Origin of the sequence: Streptomyces scabichelini (assembly GCF_011045015.1) — a bacterium.
In the GTDB taxonomy this organism is placed as follows: Bacteria; Actinomycetota; Actinomycetes; order Streptomycetales; family Streptomycetaceae; genus Streptomyces; species Streptomyces scabichelini.
Map to the genome: position 1 here is coordinate 1 of NZ_JAAKZY010000071.1, position 19961 is coordinate 19961.

Below are 19961 nucleotides of genomic sequence, written 5' to 3' on the forward strand. Positions count from 1 at the left end.
GTCCCATCCCCAAGGGCTCCGCCCCCTGGACCCCCGGGTTGTTTTTCGGCTGCGGGTTGGTTGTCGCTGGTCGCGCAGTTCCCCGCGCCCCTTACGGGGCGCGGGGCAACGACCAGCCCGTCCGGCGATTGAGGACGAGGCCGTTCAGGCCGATCGGGGGTCCGGGGGGCGGAGCCCCCTGGCGGGGTCTGGGACGGAGCCCCAGGGACAGGACGGGACGGGTAGGGGCGGCGGGGGCGAAACCCTCCCACGCGGCTCACCCCCGCCCCTGGTGCTCGGGGGTCCACGGAAACAACCGCCGCTCGCCCCACACCAGCACACTGTTGATCAGCAGCCCGAGCACCCCGGCCCACACCACCCCCGCCAGAACATCCCGCGTGCCGTCCGTCGCAAGGCCCGCCTGGGCGATGAAGATGCCGAGGCCCTCGCCGAAGCCGGCCAGGATCTCCGTGGCGACGGCCAGGATGAGGGCGATGGCGGCGGAGATGCGGATGCCGGCCGCGATGAAGGGGGCGGTGGCGGGGAGTTCGACGCGCAGGAGTACCGAGAGGCGGCCGAAGCCGAAGGCGCGGAGGGTGTCCTTGGCCAGGGGGTCGGTCTCGCCGAGGCCGTAGACGGTGTTGAAGAGGATCGGCCAGACGGAGGCGTACGTGATGAGCGCGACCTTCGTCTCCGTGCCGGAGCCCAGCAGCAGGGACACCAGCGGGATCAGCGCCACGGAGGGGAGGGGCCGCAGGAACTCCACGATCGCGCGGACGGCGTCGTCGACGACCGGCACGCTGCCGAGCAGCAGACCCAGCGGGACGGCGATCGCGCAGGCGAGGCCAAGGCCGAGCACCCAGGCGAGGAGCGTGGCGCCGATGCCGTCCAGGAAGACCGAGTCCCCGGCCAACTCGACGGCCCGCGTGAGGACTTCGGAGGCGGGCGGCAGGTAGGTGCGGCGGACGAGCCCGGCCCGGCTGACCGTCTCACACACCCCGAACGCGAGCAGCACACCGATCCCGCCGAGCAGTAACTCCTGCCTTCGCCGCACCGAGTAGCCCCAACCGAGTAGCCGCAACCGAGTAGCCCTACTTGACCAGGAGCGTCGCCGGATCGAGCGGCTTCTTCAACAGGCCCTGTTCCTTCATGAGTTCGGTGAGCCGGCTGAGCTGCTTGACGTCCGTCGTCGCCGGATACGCGGGCAGCCGGATCGACTTGGCCTGGTCAGGGGTCACCTTCGCGTACTTGGGCAGCTGTTCCCGTACCGCCGACGGATCCTCCGTCGCGATCTTCGCGGCGGCGGCGATGGCCCGCTGGAAGGCCGCCGCGGTCTTCGGGTTCTTCTCGGCGAACGGCCCCGTCGTCACGTACCCGCTGATCGGTATGGAGTCCACGGGCGCGGACCCGCCGTCGACGAGCACCCGGGCGTTCAGGTCGTTCTGGAGGGCGCTGTTGAACGGTTCGGCGGCGTGCACGGCGTCGACCTGCCCCTTCTCCAGGGCGGGTCCCATCTGCGGGAAGGCGATCTGCCGGTAGACGGGACGGCCCGCGCCCTCCTTGTCGAGGATGGCGTTCAGGGTCAGCGACTGGATGTTGTTGAGGATGTTGACGGCGATCTTCTTGCCCTTGAGGTCGGCGAGGCTCTTGATGTCCGAGTCCTCGGGCACGAGGACGTCCATCATGTGCGGCGCGACGCGGGCGCCTTCGGCGAGGACACGGACGTCGAGGGTTCCCTTCTCGTGGGCCTGCAGGAAGGTGACGTAGTTCGCGCTCGCGATGACGTCGACCTGGCCCTTCGACAGTGCGGGCAGCGCCTGGATGCTCTGCTGGACGGGCTGGATGCGCACGTCGAGGCCCTCTTTCTCGAACAGGCCCCGCTCCTGCGCGAGATAGAGGGTCGCGTCGTCCGCCAGGGGCAGCGCGGCGACGGTGATGCCCGACTTCTCGAGCCCGTTGCCGCCGGAGCCGGCCGCAGCCCCGTCGGAGCCGGAGTCACCACCGCAGGCCACGGCTGTCATCGCCAGGGCGACGGCCGTGACGATCAACTGGCGCCTGGCTAAAGGGATCTGACGCATCGACATGCGCGCATGCCTATCGCAATCCCGAGGCGACCACAACATGCCTATGCGCCGAACGTCACCCTTTGGGGAAAGCCGGTTCGCAACCTTTGCAAAACCGTCTCCGACGCTCCCGCAACAGCGACAGCGACAGCCGTACGTATCAGTCGTATCAGTGCTGTTGAGGCTTCTGCGGGGTCGCCTCGCTGGGGCGTACGACGACGTATCCCTCGCCCTGGAGCATCAGTTGCACCGCCTCTCCGGAGCCGCCGCGGATCATCGAGCCGATGGACTGGGAGCGGTGCAGGGAGGTCTGGAGGTTGGCGGTCCAGCCGACGATCGCGTCCGTGTCGACGTACACCGGGTACTGCGGCGAGACCGGGATGACCAGCGGATTGCCCTCGCAGACGAGGCCGAGCCGGCCCTGCCCGGTGAAGACGCTGTTGAACAGGCCGCCGCCGCTGATGCCCGCGCCCTTGACGGTCTTGATCTCGTACGACAGGGAGGCGTCGAAGCACAGGACGTTGCGGCCGTTGACGGTGAAGACGTCGCCGGGGTCGATGTCGACGATGAAGCAGTTCTGCGCCTCCTGGGCGAACCAGGCCTCCCCCTGCCCGCGGACCACCATGAGCGCCAGCCCCTCCCCTGTGACGGCCCGCTTGAGCATGCCGCCGACTCCCTGGCCCTTGCGCTCGAACTGGAGGTTCCCGCGGTAGGCGATCATCGCCCCCTGCCGCGCGAGCATCTCGCCGTTGACGGCGTACCTGATCGACTTGGCGTTCTGCACGCTCATGCCCACCGTGGAGGCGGGCTGCACCATGTACTCGCTTGAAAAGAGGTCACCCTTCATTCGGGCATCCTGTCCCGGATCCGTCGGTTCCACCATCCAGCGACGGAATGAAAGACGGGGCGGCCGACGCCCGCTCGCGTCGGCCGCCCCTGTGGGGGGTGGGTCAGAAGGTCAGCTTCCAGCTGTTGAGGGTGCCGGTGTCCTGGGCGGCGACGTCCTGGACGCGGAGCTTCCACGTGCCGTTGGCGGTCTCACTGGAGGCGTTGACGGTGTAGGTGGTCTTGACGTTGTCGGCCGAGTCCGAGGTGCTGGAGGGCTTCAGCCGGTACGCCGTGCCATCGGGGGCGACCAGGTCGACGACCAGGTCACCGCGGTAGGTGTGCGTGATGTCGACGCCGACCGGGAGGGCCGAGGGCGCGCTGCCGCTGCGGCCGCTGACCGCGATCGGGGACTCGACCGCCGAGCCGTTGTCCGGGATGGAGACGGCCGAGGTGCTGGTGAAGGTGGTGCCCCCCGTGGAGCCGCCGGACCCGCTCACCGCCTGCACCGTCTTGGCCGCGTCCGCCAGACCCGCACCGCAGCCGCCCGAGCAAGCACCGGGCAGAGCACGCGAGTTGGTCTTGATCGCGGACTCGATCTCGGCCGGGGTGAGCGTGGACTTCGCCGACTTGGCCAGCGCCGCGAGGCCCGCGATGTGCGGGGCGGCCATGCTGGTGCCCTGGTAGTAGGCGTACGACTCCGAAGACGGGCCCTGCGTACCGGAGTTCAGCGTGGACAGGATGCCGTTGGCGGTGGTGGTCCTGGTCTCGCCGCCGGGGGCCGCGATGTCCACGACCGAGCCGAAGTTGGAGTAGTAGGCCTTGGCTCCCGAGCGGCCGAGCGCGGCCACGGAGATGACGTTGTTGCAGCTCGCCGGGGAGTAGTTGGCCGCGTTGGCGTTGCTGTTGCCCGCCGCGACGACGACGGTCGTACCGCGGCCCACGGCGTTGTTGATCGCGGTCTGGGTGGCGGAGGTGCAGGCGCCGCCACCGCCGAGGCTCATGTTGATGACCTTGGCGACGTTGGTGTTGGCCGGAACTCCGGAGACCGTGCCGCCGGACGCCCAGGTGATGGCGTCGATGATGTCGGAGTCGTAGCCGCCGCACTTGCCGAGGACGCGCAGCGGGGAGATCTTCGCGTTGTACGCGATGCCCGCGACGCCCTTGCTGTTGTTGGTGACGGCGGCGATGGTGCCCGCGACATGGGTGCCGTGCCAGGAGGAGGTGCTGCCCTCGGCCTGGTCGCACTCGCCGTCGGCGTACCAGTCGCCAGGGTCGGCCGGGTTGCTGTCGCGCCCGTTGCCGTCGACCGCGACCGCGGTGTCCGAGATGAAGTCGTATCCGCCGACGATGTTGGCGGCGAGGTCGGAGTGGGAGACGTAGCCGGTGTCGATCACGGCGACGGTCACGCCGGTGCCGGTCGCGGTGTCCCAGGCGCCGGGCACGCGCATGCCCGCGGTGGTCTCGAACAGGTCCCACTGCTTGCCGTACTCGGTGTCGTTCGGGTCGGCGAGCGGCTTGTTGAGGCGGTCCGGTACGACGTACGCGACCTGCGGGTCGGCCTGGTACTCGGCGACGACGTCGGCGACCGCGGCCTTGCTGAGCCGCTCGCCCAGGTCGACCAGCGCGGCGCCGGTGCCGAGGCGGCGCTGGAAGTCGAGGTCCTCGCCCGCCTCCTGGCCCTTGGCCTCGGCGTCTTCGGCGGCGGCCTTGTTCGACTTGGCCTCGGTGGCACCGGACTTGTAGCCGACGATCAGCCGCTCGGCCGGGGCTGCCACGGCGGAGGCGGAAGCGGTGGTGGCGGTGGTCTTCTCGGTGGGGACGGTGGCGGTGGCCGGGCCCGCCAGCGCGAGGGAGGTGGCGGTTCCTGCCAGCAGCGTCGCGGAGATCGCGGTGACGGATATCAGCGTCCGTCTTCTCAGCGTCTGTCTCGCGGGGCGTCTAGTACGCAAGAGTGTGCCTTTCGTGGCCGGCTCCGGGCAGCGCGGGGCGGCGGGGCGGAGCAGCGGTCGAATCGCTTCGTCGTCGAAGCGGCGGGGGGTGCGATCGAGAAGGCGCGGCGGCCGGCAGGCGCGAGCGACCCTGTAGGGGGTGACCTGTGGGTCGGCTGTGACTCGAACAATAGGCCGGGCCCTGATCCGGCGGATACGGGGAAAACCCTCGATCCGTGGCCGCGAACCCCTACGGCGGGCCCCCTCCGGGGCGGGCTGCCGACGTCGAGGAACTTAGGCTAACCTAACTTGGCGTTTGTCCCTCGCCGAAGGATTGAGCTCCATGAACTCGCCGCGCCCCGCCCCCAGTTCGTACGACCGAACGCTCTCCCGCCGCGGGGTCCTCACCGCGGCCGGCGCGCTCGGGCTCGGCGGACTGCTCACGGCGTGCGGTGACGGCGACGGCGACAGCGACGATGAGGCGAAGGGTTCTGCGGCGACCGGCGGGGCGTGGAGCTTCAAGGACGACCGCGGTACGACGGCGAAGGCCGACGGCACCCCGAAGCGGCTGGTCGCCTATATCGGCGCGGCGGCGGCCCTGCACGATCTCGGTATCGAGTGCACGGGCGTCTTCGGCCCGACGAAGCTGGACAACGGCGAGCCCGATCCCCGGGCCGGCGGTGTCGACGTGGACAAGGTGACGATCCTCGGCAACACCTATCCCGAGTTCAACGTCGAGCGGTACGCCGCACTGCGGCCCGACCTCCTGATCGCCCAGATGACCGAACCACCGGCGCTCTGGTACGTCCCCGAGGAGTCGGCCGAGAAGATCGAGTCGCTCGCTCCCAGCGTCGGCATCCTCACCACGAAGAACTCCCTCACCCAGGTGATCGGCCGCTTCACCGAACTCGCCGCGTCCCTCGGCGCCGACGTGCGGGCCGACAAGGTCACCGCCGCCAAGGAGCGCTTCGAGACGGCCTCGAAACGGCTCCGCCGGGCGACCAGGTCCCGCGGCGGCCTGAAGGTCATGGCGGTCGTCGGGTCGGCCGACATTCTGTACGTCGCCGCCCCGGACGCCTTCACGGATCTGCGCTACTACAGATCGCTCGGCGTCGAGTTCGTCACCCCCACGAAGACGGGCCAGGGCGGTTTCTGGCAGGAACTCAGCTGGGAGAACGCCGACACGTACGAGGCCGATCTGATCCTCGTCGACAACCGCGCGGGCAACCTCCAGCCGGCTGAGCTGAAGAAGACCAAGCCGACCTGGGCCCGGTTGCCCGCCGTACGGGCGGAGCGGACGTTCCCGTGGGCGAACGAGGAGCGGTTCAGTCACGCCGGGTACGCGCCGCGTCTCGAGCAGCTCGCGGCGGCGGTTGAAGGGGCGGAGGTCGTGACCGAGTAGGCGGTTCGACGCTGCGGGTCCGTCGTGGCTGGTCGCGCAGTTCCCCGCGCCCCTTTGGGGCGCTAGGCGTCGACCGTCGTGAGGAACTGGGTTGCGGCGAGTTCGGCGTACAGCGGGTCGGCTGACACGAGTTCGCGATGGGTGCCGACGGCCCGTACCTCGCCCGCGTCCATGACGACGATGCGGTCCGCCATGGTGACCGTGGACAGCCGATGGGCGACGACCAGGACCGTGGTCGTACGGGCCACATCGGCGACGGTGTCGCGCAGCGCGGCCTCGTTGACCGCGTCGAGCTGGCTGGTGGCCTCGTCGAGCAGCAGGAGGCGGGGGCGCCGCAGCAGGGCGCGGGCGATGGCCACGCGCTGGCGCTCGCCGCCGGAGAGTTTGGTGCCGCGGTGGCCGACGAGCGTGTCCAGGCCGTTCGGCAGCCGGTCGACCAGGCCGTCGAGGCGGGTGGTCTTCAGCGCGCGGAGCAGGTCGTTCTCGTCGGCGTCGGGGTTGCCGAGCACGAGGTTGTCGCGGAGGCTGCCGGAGAGTACGGGTGCGTCCTGCTCGACGTAGCCGATGGCGGACCGGAGTTGGGACACGTCCCAGTCGGCGAGGTCCCGGCCGTCGAGCGTGATGCGCCCCTCGCCGGGGTCGTAGAACCGCTCGACGAGGGAGAAGACGGTGGTCTTGCCCGCGCCGGACGGCCCGACGAAGGCGGTCATGCCGCGGGGCGGGACGGTGAAGGTCACGCCGTGGTGGACGTACGGCAGGTCGTCGGCGTACCGGAAGCGGACGTTCTCGAAGGCGACCGCCGCGGGTTCGGCGCCGGGGAGAGGCAGCGGCGCGGGTTCGGTCGCCGGCTCGGCGGGCAGCTGCCGGGCCTCCTCGATCCGGGCGAGGGCGGCCGCACCGGTCTGGTACTGCGAGACGGCGCCGACGACCTGCTGGATCGGCGACATCAGATAGAAGACGAACAGCAGGAAGGCGACCAGCGTGCCGATGTCGATGGCGCCGGTCGCGACCCGTGCGCCGCCCACCGCGAGCACGGTGATGAACGCGATCTGCATCGACAGACCGGCCGTGTTCCCGGCCAGCGCCGACCACTTGGCGGCCTTCACGCTCTGCCGCCACGACTCCTCGGCCGCGGCGTGCACGGCCTGTTCCTCACGGTGCTCGGCCCCGGACGCCTTGACGGTGCGCAGCGCGCCCAGTATCCGCTCAAGCGAGGCGCCCATCGCGCCGACCGCGTTCTGCGCCTGCCTGCTGGCCCGGTTGATACGGGGCACGATCACCCCGATCACCGTGCCGGCGCCGAACACCACGCCCAGGGTGACGGCGAACAGCACGGGGTCGACAAGACCCATCATCACGAGGGTGGCGACGAGGGTCAGCCCGCCCGTCCCGATGCCGACCAGCGAATCGGTGGTGACCTCGCGCAGGAGTGTGGTGTCGGAGGTGATCCGGGCCATCAGGTCGCCGGGTTCACTGCGGTCGACGGCGGTGATACGCAGCCGCAGCAGGTGCGACACCAGCGCGCGCCGCGCCCCGAGCACCACGGACTCGGCGGTGTACCGCAGTACGTACCCGCCCAGCGCGCCGATCGCCGCGTTGGCGATCACCAGTGCGGACATGGCCAGCAGCGCACCGGTGATGGCCCGGTCGTGCGACAGATCGTCGATCAGCCCCCTGGCCACCAGCGGCAGCGCGAGCCCGGTGGCTCCGGTCATCAACGAGAGAACGGCGCCGCCCAGCAGCGCCCAGCGATGCGGCCGCACATAACCGAGCAGCAGCCGCCACGGCGGCACAGCGGTGGATTCCGGCACGGCGCTCCCCCATTTCCCCAGCACGACTCAGCCACGGTACGGCACCCGTACGACACCGCGACGGTGCCGTTCGGTGGGTGAACTGAGCGTGCCGTTCACACAGGGGAGTTCACGTCTCGCACAGGGGATTCATGTCCAGGACGGATCGGCCGCATGGGCGTCGGCCGATCCGTCCCAGGTCTCTGATGTCATCGATGCCTCCTACAACAGCTCGGCCCAGACGATGCGCCCGGACCTCTGCGGCGTGTCCCTGACGCCCCAGTCATGGCTCAGCACGCCGACCAGCAGGAGCCCGCGGCCACCCTGGTCGTCGGGCTTCGGCTGTCTGCGCGCCGGGAGTGTGCGGCTACGGTTCTGATCCTCGACCTCGATGTGGAGCCGCTCTCCTGCGGCGCGGAGTCTGCACACGACCAGATCGCTCGCCGTGTGCGTGAGCGCGTTGGTGACGAGCTCGGAGGTCACGAGGACGGCGTTGTCGCATGTCTCGCGGCTCGTGCCCCACTCGCTGAGCAGCTCGCGCACGTTCCTGCGGGCCACCGCCACCGATGCGGGGATGGCGGGCAGGCCGAACACGCCTGCCTTGTGGGTGAGTTCGTCTCCGGGAAGTCGGCCCAAGGACTGGGGGAAGGAGGGCGAAGCCATCGCCGTACGCCTTTCGTCTGCAGAGCACAACACTCCGAGTTGCGGCGGTGATCCCCCAACTGGGCTGCAGAGCCCCGATCGTTCACCGGCCCGGGACGGTACGACCACTGTGACACCTGCCAACAACGTCTCGCAACCAGCAAGTTGAAAATTGCAATTTGCCAGGCGCATGCTGATGCCGTGAACGATGATCGTGACAGACTGCGATCTCGGAGCCCGGCCTGCGCGTGAGGAGGTAAGGCGTGACCTCGGAAACCGACTGGGGCGGCGCCCCCTCCGTCCTGCGCATGATTCTCGGCAAGCAGCTCGAGGAGCTGCGGAACCGGGCCGGTCTGACGTACGAGCAGGCGGGTACGGCGATCGGGGTCAGCCACTCCACGATCCGCCGGATGGAGGCCGCGAAGGTGGCCCGGCTCAGGCTCGCGGACGCCGAGAAGCTGCTCCAGATCTACGGCGTGCAGGACCAGCAGGAGATCGACACCTTCCTGAAGTCGGTCCGTGAGGCCAACAAGCGCGGGTGGTGGCACACCTACCGTGATGTGCTGCCGGACTGGTTCGCCGCGTATCTGAGCCTGGAGCAGGCGGCGCTCCAGATCCGGGCGTACGAGGCGCAGTTCGTGCACGGGCTGCTGCAGACCGAGGACTACGCGCGCGCTCTGCTGAGCGCAGGCAATCCGCACGCTTCGGCGGAGGCGACGGACCGCAGGGTCGCGCTGCGCATGCAGCGCCAGGAACTGCTGTCCCGTCCGAAGCCGCCCCGCGTGTGGATCGTGATGGACGAGACGGTGCTGCGGTGGCCGGTCGGGGGCTCCGAGGTGATGCGCGCCCAGGTCGACCACCTGATCGCGCTCAACGCGCTGCCCCATGTGACCGTACAGATCATGCCGTTCAGGAACGGCCCGCACCCGGCCATGCGGGCCGGCGCCTTCCATCTCTTCCGGTTCAAGGCACGCGAACTGCCGGACATCGTGTATCTCAGCGGCCTGGTGGGCGCTGTGTATCTCGACAAGGACGAGGACGTCCTGGTCTATCGCGAGGCCCTGGACCGGTTGGGCGCCCAGTCGGCGCCCGCCGGCAGGACCGAGGCTCTCCTCGGTGCGATACGCAAGGAGCTCTGAAATGCACGACCCCCTGAACCACCACCCCCTGCATCACCAACCCCTGCATCACCCCATACGCAACGGCATGCCGTCCCGGGATCTCGGCGCGCAGGACTGGTACAAGCCGTGGAGCGACGACGCGGGAGGCGCCTGCGTCGAAGTGAAGAAGCTGCGCGACGGGCGGGTGGCGGTGCGTCAGTCCACCGATCCCGAGGGACCGGCCCTGGTATTCACCCCCCGTGAGATGACGAGCTTCCTGACGGGCGTGAAGGCGGGCGACGCCGACTTCCTGCTCTGACCCCCTGTCCTCCAAACACCTCTCTTCTTCCCCGAACTCCCCTGTTTTTGTTGATCGTTCACGCTGAACCATGACTTGATGGGAGGGCGGCCGTGCCCGACAACGGATGGCCTGCCGACCGAATCGACACCGAAAGCGCGCACTCCGCGCGCATCTACGACTACATCCTCGGCGGAAAGGACTACTACCCCGCCGACAAGGAAGCGGGCGACGCCATGTCGCACGAGTGGCCCGCCCTGCCGATCCACATGCGGGCCAACCGCGACTGGATGAACCGTGCAGTGCGCTGGCTGGCCAAGGAGGCCGGGATACGCCAGTTCCTCGACATCGGAACCGGCATCCCCACCTCGCCCAACCTCCACGAGATCGCCCAGTCGGTGGCCCCCGAGTCCCGGGTCGTCTACGTCGACAACGACCCCATCGTCCTCACCCTCTCCCAGGGCCTGCTGGCGAGCGCGCCGGAAGGCAGGACGGCGTACATCGAGGCCGACTTCCAGCGCCCGGAGGCCATCCTCGACGCCCCCGAGTTCCGCGAGACCCTCGACCTGTCCGAGCCGGTCGCGCTGACCGTCATCGCGATCGTCCACTTCGTCCTCGACGAGGACGACGCGGTCGGCATCGTCCGCCGCCTCCTCGACCCCCTCCCCTCCGGCAGCTACCTCGCCATGTCCATCGGCACCGCCGAGTTCGCGCCGGAGGAGGTGGGGCGGGTCGCGCGCGAGTACGCGGCCCGCAACATGCCCATGCGGTTGCGTACGTTCGCGGAGGCCGAGGAGTTCTTCGAGGGCCTCGAACTCGTCGAGCCCGGCATCACGCAGGTCCACAAGTGGCATCCGGACGGCTCAGGTTCGGAGCCGATCCGGGATGAGGACATCGCGATGTACGGGGCGGTTGCCCGTAAGCCGTAGGGAGCGGCGGTCCGTGCGCCTCGGCCCTTCCACCGGGCAGCTGTCCGGTGGAAGGGCCGACGTGTTGGCGGGCCGTGTCCGCGCCCTGGTGGCCAGTGGCTGTACGTCCCATGCGGTGGTTGATCACTGCTGGCTCAGCGAGTCCAGGAGTTCGCGGCCGTGCTGCCACGAGCCCAGACCGCTGGCGGAGTTGATGTGTCCGTACGTGCCCGCCAGGTGCCATCGCGTTTCCCACCGCGCCGCGAAGCCCGCGGCTGCCTCGGGAGTGCAGTACGGGTCGTTGGCGCTGCCCACCACCAGGGCCGGGCACGACAACGGTTGTGCCGACACCTCGATGAACGTCGCGGCCTCCTGGCGTGGGAACGCCGGCCCGTGCGGGTCGGGCGGCGCGACCAGGAACGCGCCGCCCATCGGACTCGATGGGTTCTTGTTCAGCCAGGTGGACGCAGCCCAGCAGCCCAGGCTGTGGGCTACCAGCACAACGTGGCTGTCCTGCTGGGAAGCGTCGTCGTAAGCCTCCTGGACAGCGTCGACCCAGTCATCGAGATTGGGCGTGGACCACGAGGCAGGGGAGATCCTCACCGCTGAGGTTCCCCACTGCCGCTCCCACAAGCTCTGCCAGTGCTGCCCGTCCGAGCCGTCGATACCCGGGACGATGACGTACGCGGCCACTGCCCACCACCGTTTCACTCGTCGCTCCCTACGATCAGGGGAGCGCCTGGCGCAGATTCTGTTGGAAGCATCAGGGCAACGGCGGTGACGCAAGTGATCTCAAAGAAAGTGGTGCGGACAACAGTGGAATCACTCGACCGGACAGACCGAGGCATTCTCGCCCTGCTCCAGACCGACGGCCGGTTGACCGGTGCGGAGGTGGGGCGTCGCGGGGGACTCTCGCAGCCCGCGGCCAGCGCGCGCATCCAGCGGCTGGAGAAGAACGGCGTCATCACCGGCTACCGAGCCGTGGTCGACCCGGCAGCTCTCGGTCTGAACATTCACGCGGTCATCCGGCTGCGCACCACCCACGCCCGGCTCTCTCGCGCCCTGGATTTCGCCTCCCGGACCCCCGAGATCGCCTCCACCCTCAGAGTCACCGGAGAAGGCTGCCTCATCTTCGACGTCCACTGCCCGCAGGCAGGACGACTCGAGGAAGTTGTCGACGCACTTGCCCGTTACGGCCCTGTCACTACCTCCCTCGTGCTCCGCGCATACCTCCAGAAGCCACTGACCGACGCCAGGTCGACAACGTCGTGACCCGCAACAACTAGGGGCGAGGATCGGCTGGGGGGGCAAGCGATCGGCGTTCACGCGACGACGCGCTTCGCATTGGACGTACGACTTCAGACCGGCACGATTCATCGGGCCTGTGAGGCGTTCGGTCGCCCGCTCGCGCTGCTACGCCGTTGGTGCGAATCCTCAAGCCGACGGATTCCGGGTCCGGCCCGGAAGGGGAGACCCAGCATTGTGACAGGCCATGTAGCAGGACACGTAATTCCGTATGAGGTACAGGGCAACGGTCCGGAGCGGGTCCTCGCACTCCACCACTGGCTCGGCGACAGGTCGAGTTTCGGCCATCTGCGGCGGTACCTGGACGGGAGCGCGTTCAGTTACGCGTTCGCGGACTGCCGTGGGTACGGCGAGGCCATGGACACCCCCGGCGCGTACACGATGGAGGAGGTCGCGGCGGACGCCCTCGCCGTGGCCGACGACCTCGGCTGGAACACCTTCTCGGTCATCGGTCACTCCATGGGCGGCAAGGCGGCCCAGGTGATGTTGCTGGACGCCCCCTCGCGGGTCCGCTCGATTGTCGGCATCTCACCGGTGCCCGCGTCCGGGTTCCCGCTCGAAGGGGCGATGTGGGAGCTGTTCGTCGGGGCCGTGGAGGATTCCGGCAACCGCAGGACGATCTTCGACGTCACCACCGGCAATCGGCACGACGATGCGTGGCTGGATGCCAGGGTGAGCGGCTCGGAACGCTCCTCGTCAGCTGCCCTGCGCTCGTACCTCGAATCCTGGACTCGCGGCTCCGACATCCACCAGCGGCTCGAGGGAAATCCGACCCCGATGCTTGTCGTGGCTGGTGCGAACGACCCGGCGATGGGCCCTGACACGATGCGGTCCACCTGGTTGCAGTGGTATCCGAACGCCGAGCTCGAGGTTTTCAACGACGCCGGCCACTTCGCCCCGGATGAGAGCCCAGAGGCCCTGGCGACAGTGGTCGAAAGATTCCTCAGCCGCTGAAGCGTGTTGCAGAAGGCCGTGCTCCGGGCATTTCCCTTGTATGGCCCGGGTGTTGAGGGCTGACGTGCGTGGAGACGTTCACCGGGCTGCGGGCCGATCAGTTCGGTGGGCTGCTGAGGGCGGTCCGTGAACGTGGTGGTGAGGGATGTGGGTGGGGGCGTCCGTGGCGGCTGCCGCTGGCTGAGCGGGTGCTGCTGGTGGCCGTCTACTACCGCACGAACCTCACGATGCGGCAGCTCGCGCCGCTGTTCGGTATCTCGCCGGCGACCGTGTGCCGGGTGATCCAAAGGCTGGGTCCGCTGCTGGCGCTTGAGCCGGTGCGCGCCCCGCAGGAGGCCATCGAGCGGTTATGGATCGTGGACGGCACGCTCATCCCGGTGCGCGACCGCAGTGTGGGTGCGTCCTCGCGTAACTACCGGTTCTCGGCGAACGTGCAGGTCATCGTGGACGCGGACACGACGGTGCTCGGCAACGGCGCGTACATCAGCACCGGCCTGGTGGTCCCGCACCGAAACGTCCCGGACGGCCCTTACTGAAGGGCGAGGAAGACGACAACGCCGCCCACCGCAAGGTCCGCGCCCGCATGGAACATGTCTTCGGCCGGATGAAGAACTACAAGCTCCTGCGTGACTGCCGGCAGCGCGGCGACGGCCTCCACCACGCCGTCCAGGCCGTCGCCCGCATGCACAACCTCGCCCTCACCGGATGACCAGACACTCCAACAGCTCAGTTCAGGCTGCCTGATCACGGCCTTCTGCAACACGCTTTAGCCTCGCGTTTTCGCGAGTGGGCCTGTCCGGGTCTTGATCAAATAAATGGAGGGTGCTGCTGACTTGCAACGATGGGACTTGCCGAGGGTCCTGTCAGCTGGAAGGAAAGAAGCACTCTCCAGGTGAAGAAGCGTAGCGAGTCGTATCCGCGTGTCCGTGTCGAGGGCGGCGGCCGCGGGGTAGTTGTCCAGGCCGGCTCGGTGCTGCTGGTCGAGACGGTCCGCAAGTCCGGCCTGCGGATCTGCGTGCCAGCCCACTCCTCGGAGCCGTCGACGACCTCCCAGAACGAGCGCGATCCCGGCGCACTGGACTGCATGCAGGGCATCCGCGAACAGCGAGCGCGACACCGGGGCAGGATCCGCAACGGCAAGATGATCACCGCAACCGCAACCTGCCCAGCGGCCTACCCGCCGGCAGCCCCGAAGAAGCCCTCGACTGCGTCTGCGGCCGCTACCTCAACGACCCCACCGGCTGGTCCCTACCCCCGACGAATTAACGGCGCGGACCACTTAGGCATCCGTAAGAGCACGGCCCGTGGGCACCACAGCGGCGACGCTCTAATCCTGGCCTCAGGTTGATCGGGGACAATGAGCGGCAAAAACATCGACTGGAAGGGGGCGGGCCGGCGTGCGGATCATGATCGCGGATGATGAAGCGGCCATCCGTGAGTCGCTGGAGCGGGTGCTCCAGGTCGAGGGTTACGACACCAGCACCGTCGCCAACGGTTTCGCCGTGCTCGACGGGGTCGGTGGGGCCGACGGCGACACGCTGGATCTGCTGATCCTCGACGTGATGATGCCCCGCCTCGGCGGGTTGGAGACCTGCCGGCGGTTGCGGGCCGCGGGTCGGGATCTGCCGGTGCTGATGCTGACCGCCCGTGACCAGGTCTCCGACCGGGTCACGGGGCTGGACGCGGGCGCCGACGACTACCTGCCCAAGCCGTTCGCCACCGAGGAGTTACTGGCCCGGGTGCGGGCCCTGCTACGCCGGCGCACGCCGACCGACGGGGAGTCGCAGATCCTGTCGTTCGCCGACGTCCGGCTCGATCCCGACAGGTTCGAGGCGTGGCGGGGCGGGCGGCCGCTGCGCCTGACCCGGACCGAGTTCTCTCTTCTGCAGGTCCTCATGAGTAACGCGACCCGGGTCCTGACCCGCGACGCGCTGTTCGAGGCGATCTGGGGCTTCGACATGAGCGCCACCGCCAACAACCTCCAGGTGTACGTGAGCTACCTGCGCCGCAAGATGGAGGCCGAGGGTGAGCCGCGATTGATCTACACGCTGCGTGGCCTGGGTTACGTGCTGCGGGAGACTCCTCCGTGAGCAGGCCCGCCGGCCGGGAACCGCGTCGGCTGACCCGATGGTGGCGCCGGCGGTCCCTGCGGGCCAGGCTGACGGTGATCGCGGCGACGGCCATCGCGGTCAGCGTGTTCGTAGCCTTCCAGGTGGCCAGCGAACTACTGGGCTGGGAGCTGCGGGACACCGCCGAGGATCAGCTGCGCGCCGACTCCCGCGTCCTGGCGACGAACGCGCAGCGCGCCGGTCTGGCGCAGGTCCAGCTACCGCCGTATCCCGGGTCCGGTCGGCTGGTGCGGGTCATCCTGCGCGACGGCTCGATCCGGACGCCGGCCGGCCAACCCGCGCTGCCCCCGGTCAGCGAGCACGCCGGGCGCGTGGCGCAGGGCGCGTCGGCCGACCTGATGGAGTCGAACGACAGCGACGAAGAGGGGTACCTCATCTACACGCTGCGGGCGGGCGACGGCGCGGTCCAGGTGGCCCGCGCCGTCGACGACGGCCCGGTCAACCGGTTCGGGTTCGGCATGCTGCTGATCGGGCTGCTCTGCGTGGTCGGCGGCGCCCTTGTCGGGCGGACCGTGGCGCGGACCGGGCTGGCACCGATCGACCGGCTGACCGCCGCCGCGGTACGTGTCGCGCACACCCGGGATCTCGACGCCGACATCCCGGATGAGGGCGGTGGGGAGATCCGGCGGCTGATCCAGTCGATCAACGACATGCTCGCCGCGCTCCGGGACTCCCGGCGGGCCCAGCGGCTGCTCGCCGAGGACGCCGCCCACGAGCTCAAGACCCCGCTCACCAGCCTGCGCCTCAACGTCGAGCTGCTGATCCGGCTCGATCGGCGCGGCACCCTGGACAGCGCACTGCCGGCGGAGAGCCGGACCCGGCTGCTCAACGATCTCGGCGCCCAGGTGGCCGAGTTGAGCACCCTTGCCGCCGAGCTGACCGACCTGGCGCGCGGTGACGTCAGCGACGAGAGCACCGAGGTGCTCGACCTCGCCGACGTGGTGGCGGCCGCCGCGACCCGGGCGGATTCCCGCGTGCCCGACATCGAGGTCGCGCTCGACGTGACCTCTGTGTGGGTGAGCGGGCGTCCCGCCGCGCTCGAGCGGGCGGTGCTCAACCTCATCGACAACGCCGGCAAGTGGTCCCCCGCGGACCAGCCGGTCCAGGTCCGGCTCCGTGCCGAGGGTGCGTCGGCGGTGCTCGAGGTCGACGACGCCGGGCCGGGCATCGACGCCGCCGACGTACCGCGGGTGTTCGACCGGTTCTACCGTGCCGACAGCGCCCGGGCGTTGCCGGGATCCGGTCTGGGGCTGTCGATCGTGCAGCGGGTCGTCGACGCCCACGGCGGCCGGGCCACCGTCGCCCGCTCCGCACGCGGTGGCGCGCTGCTTCGGGTCGACCTTCCGGCCGCGGCCCCGCCCGCCCCGATCGCGCGGCTCACCGCCGGGGATGACACCGCGGTGCGCTGACCCGCCCCGGCGGCGCGGCGCAGAACAAGGGACCGCGGCCCTCGGGCATGGCCCCGCGCGGCTCACCGCCGAGCCAGGACACCGCGACGCGCCGACCCCAGCCCCGGCCGCACGGCGCAGGACCAAAGGGTGGCGACCGTCGGGTCCATGAAAAAAATCCGGGACGGGGCTGGGGCCTCGTCCCGGATCTCGTCCGTGCCGCCGCGCTCACCGTTGCAGCGCGGGCTCCTGGTCGTCGGCGAGCGGCTGTGGACCGTCCGGCAGCTCCGCCGCTGGACGGGACAGCCGGCTCGGCCACCAGATCCGCCGGCCGATCAGCAAGGTGAGGGCGGGCACCAGGACCGACCGCACCAGCAGGGCGTCGAGCAGCACGCCGAAGGCGACCAGGAACCCGACCTCGATCAGCATCACCAGCGGAAGTGTGGCGAGGACCGCGAACGTGGCCGCCAGGACCAGGCCTGCCGAGGTGATGACGCCACCGGTGGCGGAGAGGGCTTTGAGCATGCCCTCTCTGGTGCCGAGACGCACGGTCTCCTCCCGGGCCCGGCTGGCCAGGAAGATGTTGTAGTCGACGCCGAGTGCCACCAGGAACAGGAATGCCAGCAGCGGCACCGAATAGTCGATCCCCTTGAACCCGAGGATCGTGTCGAAGACGAACACGCTGCCGCCGAAGGCTGCGGCGAATGAGACGATCACGGTGGCCATCAGGACCAGCGGGGCCAGGATCGCGCGCAGCAGCAGCCCGAGGACGATCAGGACGACGGCGAGCACCAGCGGGATCACCAGCTTCTCGTCGCGCTTGGTGGTCACCTCTGTGTCGAGGTTCTCCGCACTCGGCCCGCCGACGATCGCCTCCGCCCCGCTCACCGCGTGCACGGCGGTGCGCACCCGCTTGATCGTGTCGTACTCCGCGACGGTGTCCGGCGCGTCCTTCGGGAACACGGAGATGTTGGCCCAGCCACCGCTGGTCTGCTCCGGGACGGCCAGGGCCACACCGCGAGTGTCCTTGGCGATGTCGAGCACCCGCTCCTGGTGCGCCGGCCGCGTGAAGACCGTCATCGGCTGGCCGCCGAGCTCCGGGAAGTGCTGGCGCAGAACGGTGAAGCCGGTGACCGACTCCGGCGCGGACAGGAACTGGTCCTGCTCCCGCAGGGCGCCGGTGTTGCCCGCCATCCCCAGGGCGAGCACGCCGAGGACTCCGAGCGAGCCGAGCGTCGCCACCCACCGGCGGCGGCTGATGGCGGTGCCGAGCCGTCCCCACAGCCCCGGCTTCTCCTCCACGGCCTTGCTGAACCGCGGGATGGCCGGCCAGAAGATCCGCCTGCCGAGCACCACGAGCACCGCCGGGAACAGCGTCAGCATGGCCACCAGCGCGCACAGGATGCCGGCCGCACCGATCGGGCCCAACCCGCTCGTGCTATTCAGGTCCGCGACGAGCAGGCAGAGCAGGCCGGCGACCACGGTGGCCGCGGACGCGACGATGGCCGGCGCCGCGCCGCGTAGCGCGTGGACCATCGCGACCCGGGCGTTCTCATGGTGGTGCAGTGCCTCCCGATATCGAGCGATGAGCAACAGCGCGTAGTCCGTGCCGACGCCGAATACCAGGATCGTCAGCAGCGCCGAGTTCTGGTCGTTGACCACGATGCCGAAGCCCTTGACGAGCAGGTAGACGGTCCCCATCGAGGTCAGTGCGGCCGCGCCGACGGCCACCAGCGGGATGATCCACAACACCGGGCTGCGGTAGGTGAGGATGAGCAGGATCGTGACGACGATGATGGTGGTGAGGAGGACCTGCACGTCGATGCCGTCGAAGACGGCGTCCATGTCGCCGTCGATCGCGCCCGGGCCGGTCACGTCGAGTTCCAGGCCGGAGGGGCGGTCCTTCGCGGCGTCACGCAACGGGCCGACGATCTCCTCCGGTGGGCCGTAGGCCGTGCTCACCTCGAGAGTGAACGTCATCGCCTTGCGGTCGGTGGAAAGGCTCGTCGCTGAGCCCTCGTCGTCCTCGTCGTCCGCCGTCGTCGTCTTCGGCGGGTACCGCTTGGCAAGGGTGTCGTAGTGGCGCTCGACCGCCGCGCGGTCGGCGGCGGTCATGCCGTCGGCCCGGTGGTACACGAAGACGAACGTGCTGTCCTCACCGCCGGGGAGACTGTCGTCCAGCGCCGCCACCTTGGTGGACTCGGCACTGGCCGGAAGGGTGTCCACGGCGCTGTCGGTGGTGACCGAGCTCAACTTACCGCTCAGCGGCACCATGCCCACCGCCAGCACCAGCCACAAGCCAATCACTAACCACGGCACCCACCGGCCTGCCAACCGACCGGCCGGCGCTTTCCCGGACGGCGCTGCGTTGACTGCCATCACTAGCCTCCTACATACAAATTGCTTCGCTTATCTGGATGCGTCCTTCTTACGGAGCGAACCTGAGACGACTGTTAGAGCGGCGCTCAGGCCGGTTGGCCGAACCATGTGCCAGCGCACGCACCAGCGTGGTGGCGCCGCGGACCTCCGCGCGGTCGACGAGGTCGAGCAGGAGCCGACGACCCGCACGCGGCAGGTCCGCCGACCGGGTCACCGCGGTGACGACGTCCGGGTCGGGTCGGGCCGCTCCAGCGTCCACTTCATGTCCGGACACAGGGTGCCGACGAGCCGGTGGTCGTCGCCCAGGTCGTACCGGACGTCCAGGCCGGCGAGCATGTCGGCGACGTACCGGTGGGCGTCGTCGAGGGTCCTGGCGCAAAGTCCCCTCTCCGTGGCGCCGGCTGCTGGTCGTCGCACTGCCCGTGGCTGTGGGCTGGGCGTGGGGTTCCTTCGCCGTGCCGGATGACCCGTCCCGTTCTGGCGCGAGCGATATCCACACTCCCGGACCAGCGCCTGCGCCTCGAACTCGCTGTGTTCTTCGGCGCGGTGGCCGCGCTCGACTTCGCCGGCCTGCGCCGCGCGGCCCGCCGACTCCCTGTGATCATGGTCGGCTGCCAGGTCCTCGCCGCATCGCCCGCACGATCACCGGCCTGGCGACGGTCGACGCCCCGCCACCTGGGCCCTCTCCAACCACGACGAACCCGCCACACCACCCACACCGGCATCACGACCCCGCTGCGCGACCAGGGCCACCCCACCGACTTCACCCTCGGCACCCGCCGAACCCGAGCAGCGGCTCGGTGATCAGCGGAGCCGAGGCCCCACCTCGCGCCACCCCACCACTCCTCGAACACGCCCTGGAGGACCG

The 19961-nt window shown here is 69.6% G+C and carries 18 protein-coding genes and 1 pseudogene; 10 read left to right on the forward strand and 9 right to left on the reverse strand.

Annotation, left to right across the window (positions count from 1 at the left end):
• Window positions 1–256: 256 nt before the first annotated feature.
• The 4 genes from G5C60_RS22565 to G5C60_RS22580 form a co-directional block, all read right to left on the reverse strand.
• The gene (locus tag G5C60_RS22565) at window positions 257–1060 is read right to left on the reverse strand and encodes an ABC transporter permease (RefSeq protein WP_206439860.1); all 804 of its coding nucleotides are present in this window, start codon (window positions 1058–1060) and stop codon (window positions 257–259) included.
• Between the two features lie 10 nt (window positions 1061–1070).
• Window positions 1071–2063 carry an ABC transporter substrate-binding protein gene (locus G5C60_RS22570; protein WP_241266981.1) on the reverse strand — a complete coding sequence of 331 codons (993 nt, stop codon included), beginning with the start codon at window positions 2061–2063 and terminating at the stop codon, window positions 1071–1073.
• A gap of 148 nt (window positions 2064–2211) precedes the next feature.
• Window positions 2212–2889 carry an AIM24 family protein gene (locus G5C60_RS22575; RefSeq protein WP_165262144.1) on the reverse strand — a complete coding sequence of 226 codons (678 nt, stop codon included), beginning with the start codon at window positions 2887–2889 and terminating at the stop codon, window positions 2212–2214.
• A gap of 103 nt (window positions 2890–2992) precedes the next feature.
• The gene (locus G5C60_RS22580; protein ID WP_165262146.1) at window positions 2993–4819 is read right to left on the reverse strand and encodes a S8 family peptidase; all 1827 of its coding nucleotides are present in this window, start codon (window positions 4817–4819) and stop codon (window positions 2993–2995) included.
• 322 nt (window positions 4820–5141) lie between these two features.
• On the opposite strand from G5C60_RS22580, the gene G5C60_RS22585 reads away from it, so the two are divergent.
• Window positions 5142–6200 (forward strand): ABC transporter substrate-binding protein, encoded by a 1059-nt coding sequence (locus tag G5C60_RS22585; RefSeq protein WP_165262148.1) that lies wholly within the window; start codon window positions 5142–5144, stop codon window positions 6198–6200.
• A 62-nt stretch (window positions 6201–6262) separates the two neighbouring features.
• Here the strand turns inward: G5C60_RS22585 and G5C60_RS22590 are convergent, their stop codons facing one another.
• Window positions 6263–8011 (reverse strand): ABC transporter transmembrane domain-containing protein, encoded by a 1749-nt coding sequence (locus tag G5C60_RS22590; RefSeq protein WP_165262150.1) that lies wholly within the window; start codon window positions 8009–8011, stop codon window positions 6263–6265.
• A 201-nt stretch (window positions 8012–8212) separates the two neighbouring features.
• The gene (locus G5C60_RS22595) at window positions 8213–8653 is read right to left on the reverse strand and encodes an ATP-binding protein (protein WP_206439861.1); all 441 of its coding nucleotides are present in this window, start codon (window positions 8651–8653) and stop codon (window positions 8213–8215) included.
• Between the two features lie 242 nt (window positions 8654–8895).
• Between G5C60_RS22595 and G5C60_RS22600 the strand changes: the two genes are divergently transcribed.
• From G5C60_RS22600 to G5C60_RS22610, 3 genes are all read left to right on the forward strand, one after another.
• Entirely contained in the window at window positions 8896–9771 is an 876-nt protein-coding gene (locus tag G5C60_RS22600; RefSeq protein ID WP_165262152.1) for a Scr1 family TA system antitoxin-like transcriptional regulator, read from the forward strand.
• A 1-nt stretch (window position 9772) separates the two neighbouring features.
• Window positions 9773–10051 carry a DUF397 domain-containing protein gene (locus G5C60_RS22605; RefSeq protein ID WP_165262154.1) on the forward strand — a complete coding sequence of 93 codons (279 nt, stop codon included), beginning with the start codon at window positions 9773–9775 and terminating at the stop codon, window positions 10049–10051.
• A 92-nt stretch (window positions 10052–10143) separates the two neighbouring features.
• Window positions 10144–10959 carry an SAM-dependent methyltransferase gene (locus G5C60_RS22610; RefSeq protein WP_165262156.1) on the forward strand — a complete coding sequence of 272 codons (816 nt, stop codon included), beginning with the start codon at window positions 10144–10146 and terminating at the stop codon, window positions 10957–10959.
• Between the two features lie 123 nt (window positions 10960–11082).
• Here G5C60_RS22610 and G5C60_RS22615 read toward each other — a convergent pair whose 3' ends face one another.
• The gene (locus G5C60_RS22615; RefSeq protein ID WP_206439878.1) at window positions 11083–11649 is read right to left on the reverse strand and encodes an alpha/beta fold hydrolase; all 567 of its coding nucleotides are present in this window, start codon (window positions 11647–11649) and stop codon (window positions 11083–11085) included.
• 105 nt (window positions 11650–11754) lie between these two features.
• Here G5C60_RS22615 and G5C60_RS53215 point away from each other — a divergent pair, with 105 nt between their 5' ends.
• The 5 genes and pseudogenes from G5C60_RS53215 to G5C60_RS22640 all read left to right on the forward strand — a co-directional run bounded on the left by G5C60_RS53215 (window position 11755) and on the right by G5C60_RS22640 (window position 16735).
• Window positions 11755–12210, forward strand: coding sequence for a winged helix-turn-helix transcriptional regulator (locus G5C60_RS53215; protein ID WP_165262158.1), 456 nt, complete (start codon window positions 11755–11757; stop codon window positions 12208–12210).
• Window positions 12211–12420: 210 nt separating this feature from the next.
• Complete coding sequence (locus G5C60_RS22625; RefSeq protein WP_165262160.1) at window positions 12421–13197, forward strand: alpha/beta fold hydrolase; 777 nt, start codon at window positions 12421–12423, stop codon at window positions 13195–13197.
• A gap of 59 nt (window positions 13198–13256) precedes the next feature.
• Window positions 13257–13906 (forward strand): annotated as a pseudogene (locus G5C60_RS22630) (transposase family protein).
• Between the two features lie 688 nt (window positions 13907–14594).
• Complete coding sequence (locus G5C60_RS22635; protein ID WP_055691681.1) at window positions 14595–15287, forward strand: response regulator transcription factor; 693 nt, start codon at window positions 14595–14597, stop codon at window positions 15285–15287.
• On the forward strand, window positions 15284–16735 hold the full coding sequence (locus tag G5C60_RS22640; protein WP_165262162.1) for an ATP-binding protein: 1452 nt from the start codon (window positions 15284–15286) through the stop codon (window positions 16733–16735). Before G5C60_RS22635 ends, G5C60_RS22640 begins: the two co-directional genes overlap by 4 nt.
• 207 nt (window positions 16736–16942) lie before the next feature.
• On the opposite strand, the gene G5C60_RS22645 is transcribed toward G5C60_RS22640, so the two are convergent.
• Window positions 16943–19093 (reverse strand): MMPL family transporter, encoded by a 2151-nt coding sequence (locus G5C60_RS22645; protein ID WP_165262164.1) that lies wholly within the window; start codon window positions 19091–19093, stop codon window positions 16943–16945.
• A gap of 210 nt (window positions 19094–19303) precedes the next feature.
• Window positions 19304–19510, reverse strand: coding sequence for a hypothetical protein (locus tag G5C60_RS22650; protein ID WP_165262166.1), 207 nt, complete (start codon window positions 19508–19510; stop codon window positions 19304–19306).
• A 45-nt stretch (window positions 19511–19555) separates the two neighbouring features.
• Between G5C60_RS22650 and G5C60_RS22655 the strand changes: the two genes are divergently transcribed.
• Window positions 19556–19897 carry a hypothetical protein gene (locus G5C60_RS22655; RefSeq protein ID WP_165262168.1) on the forward strand — a complete coding sequence of 114 codons (342 nt, stop codon included), beginning with the start codon at window positions 19556–19558 and terminating at the stop codon, window positions 19895–19897.
• Window positions 19898–19961: the final 64 nt, after the last annotated feature.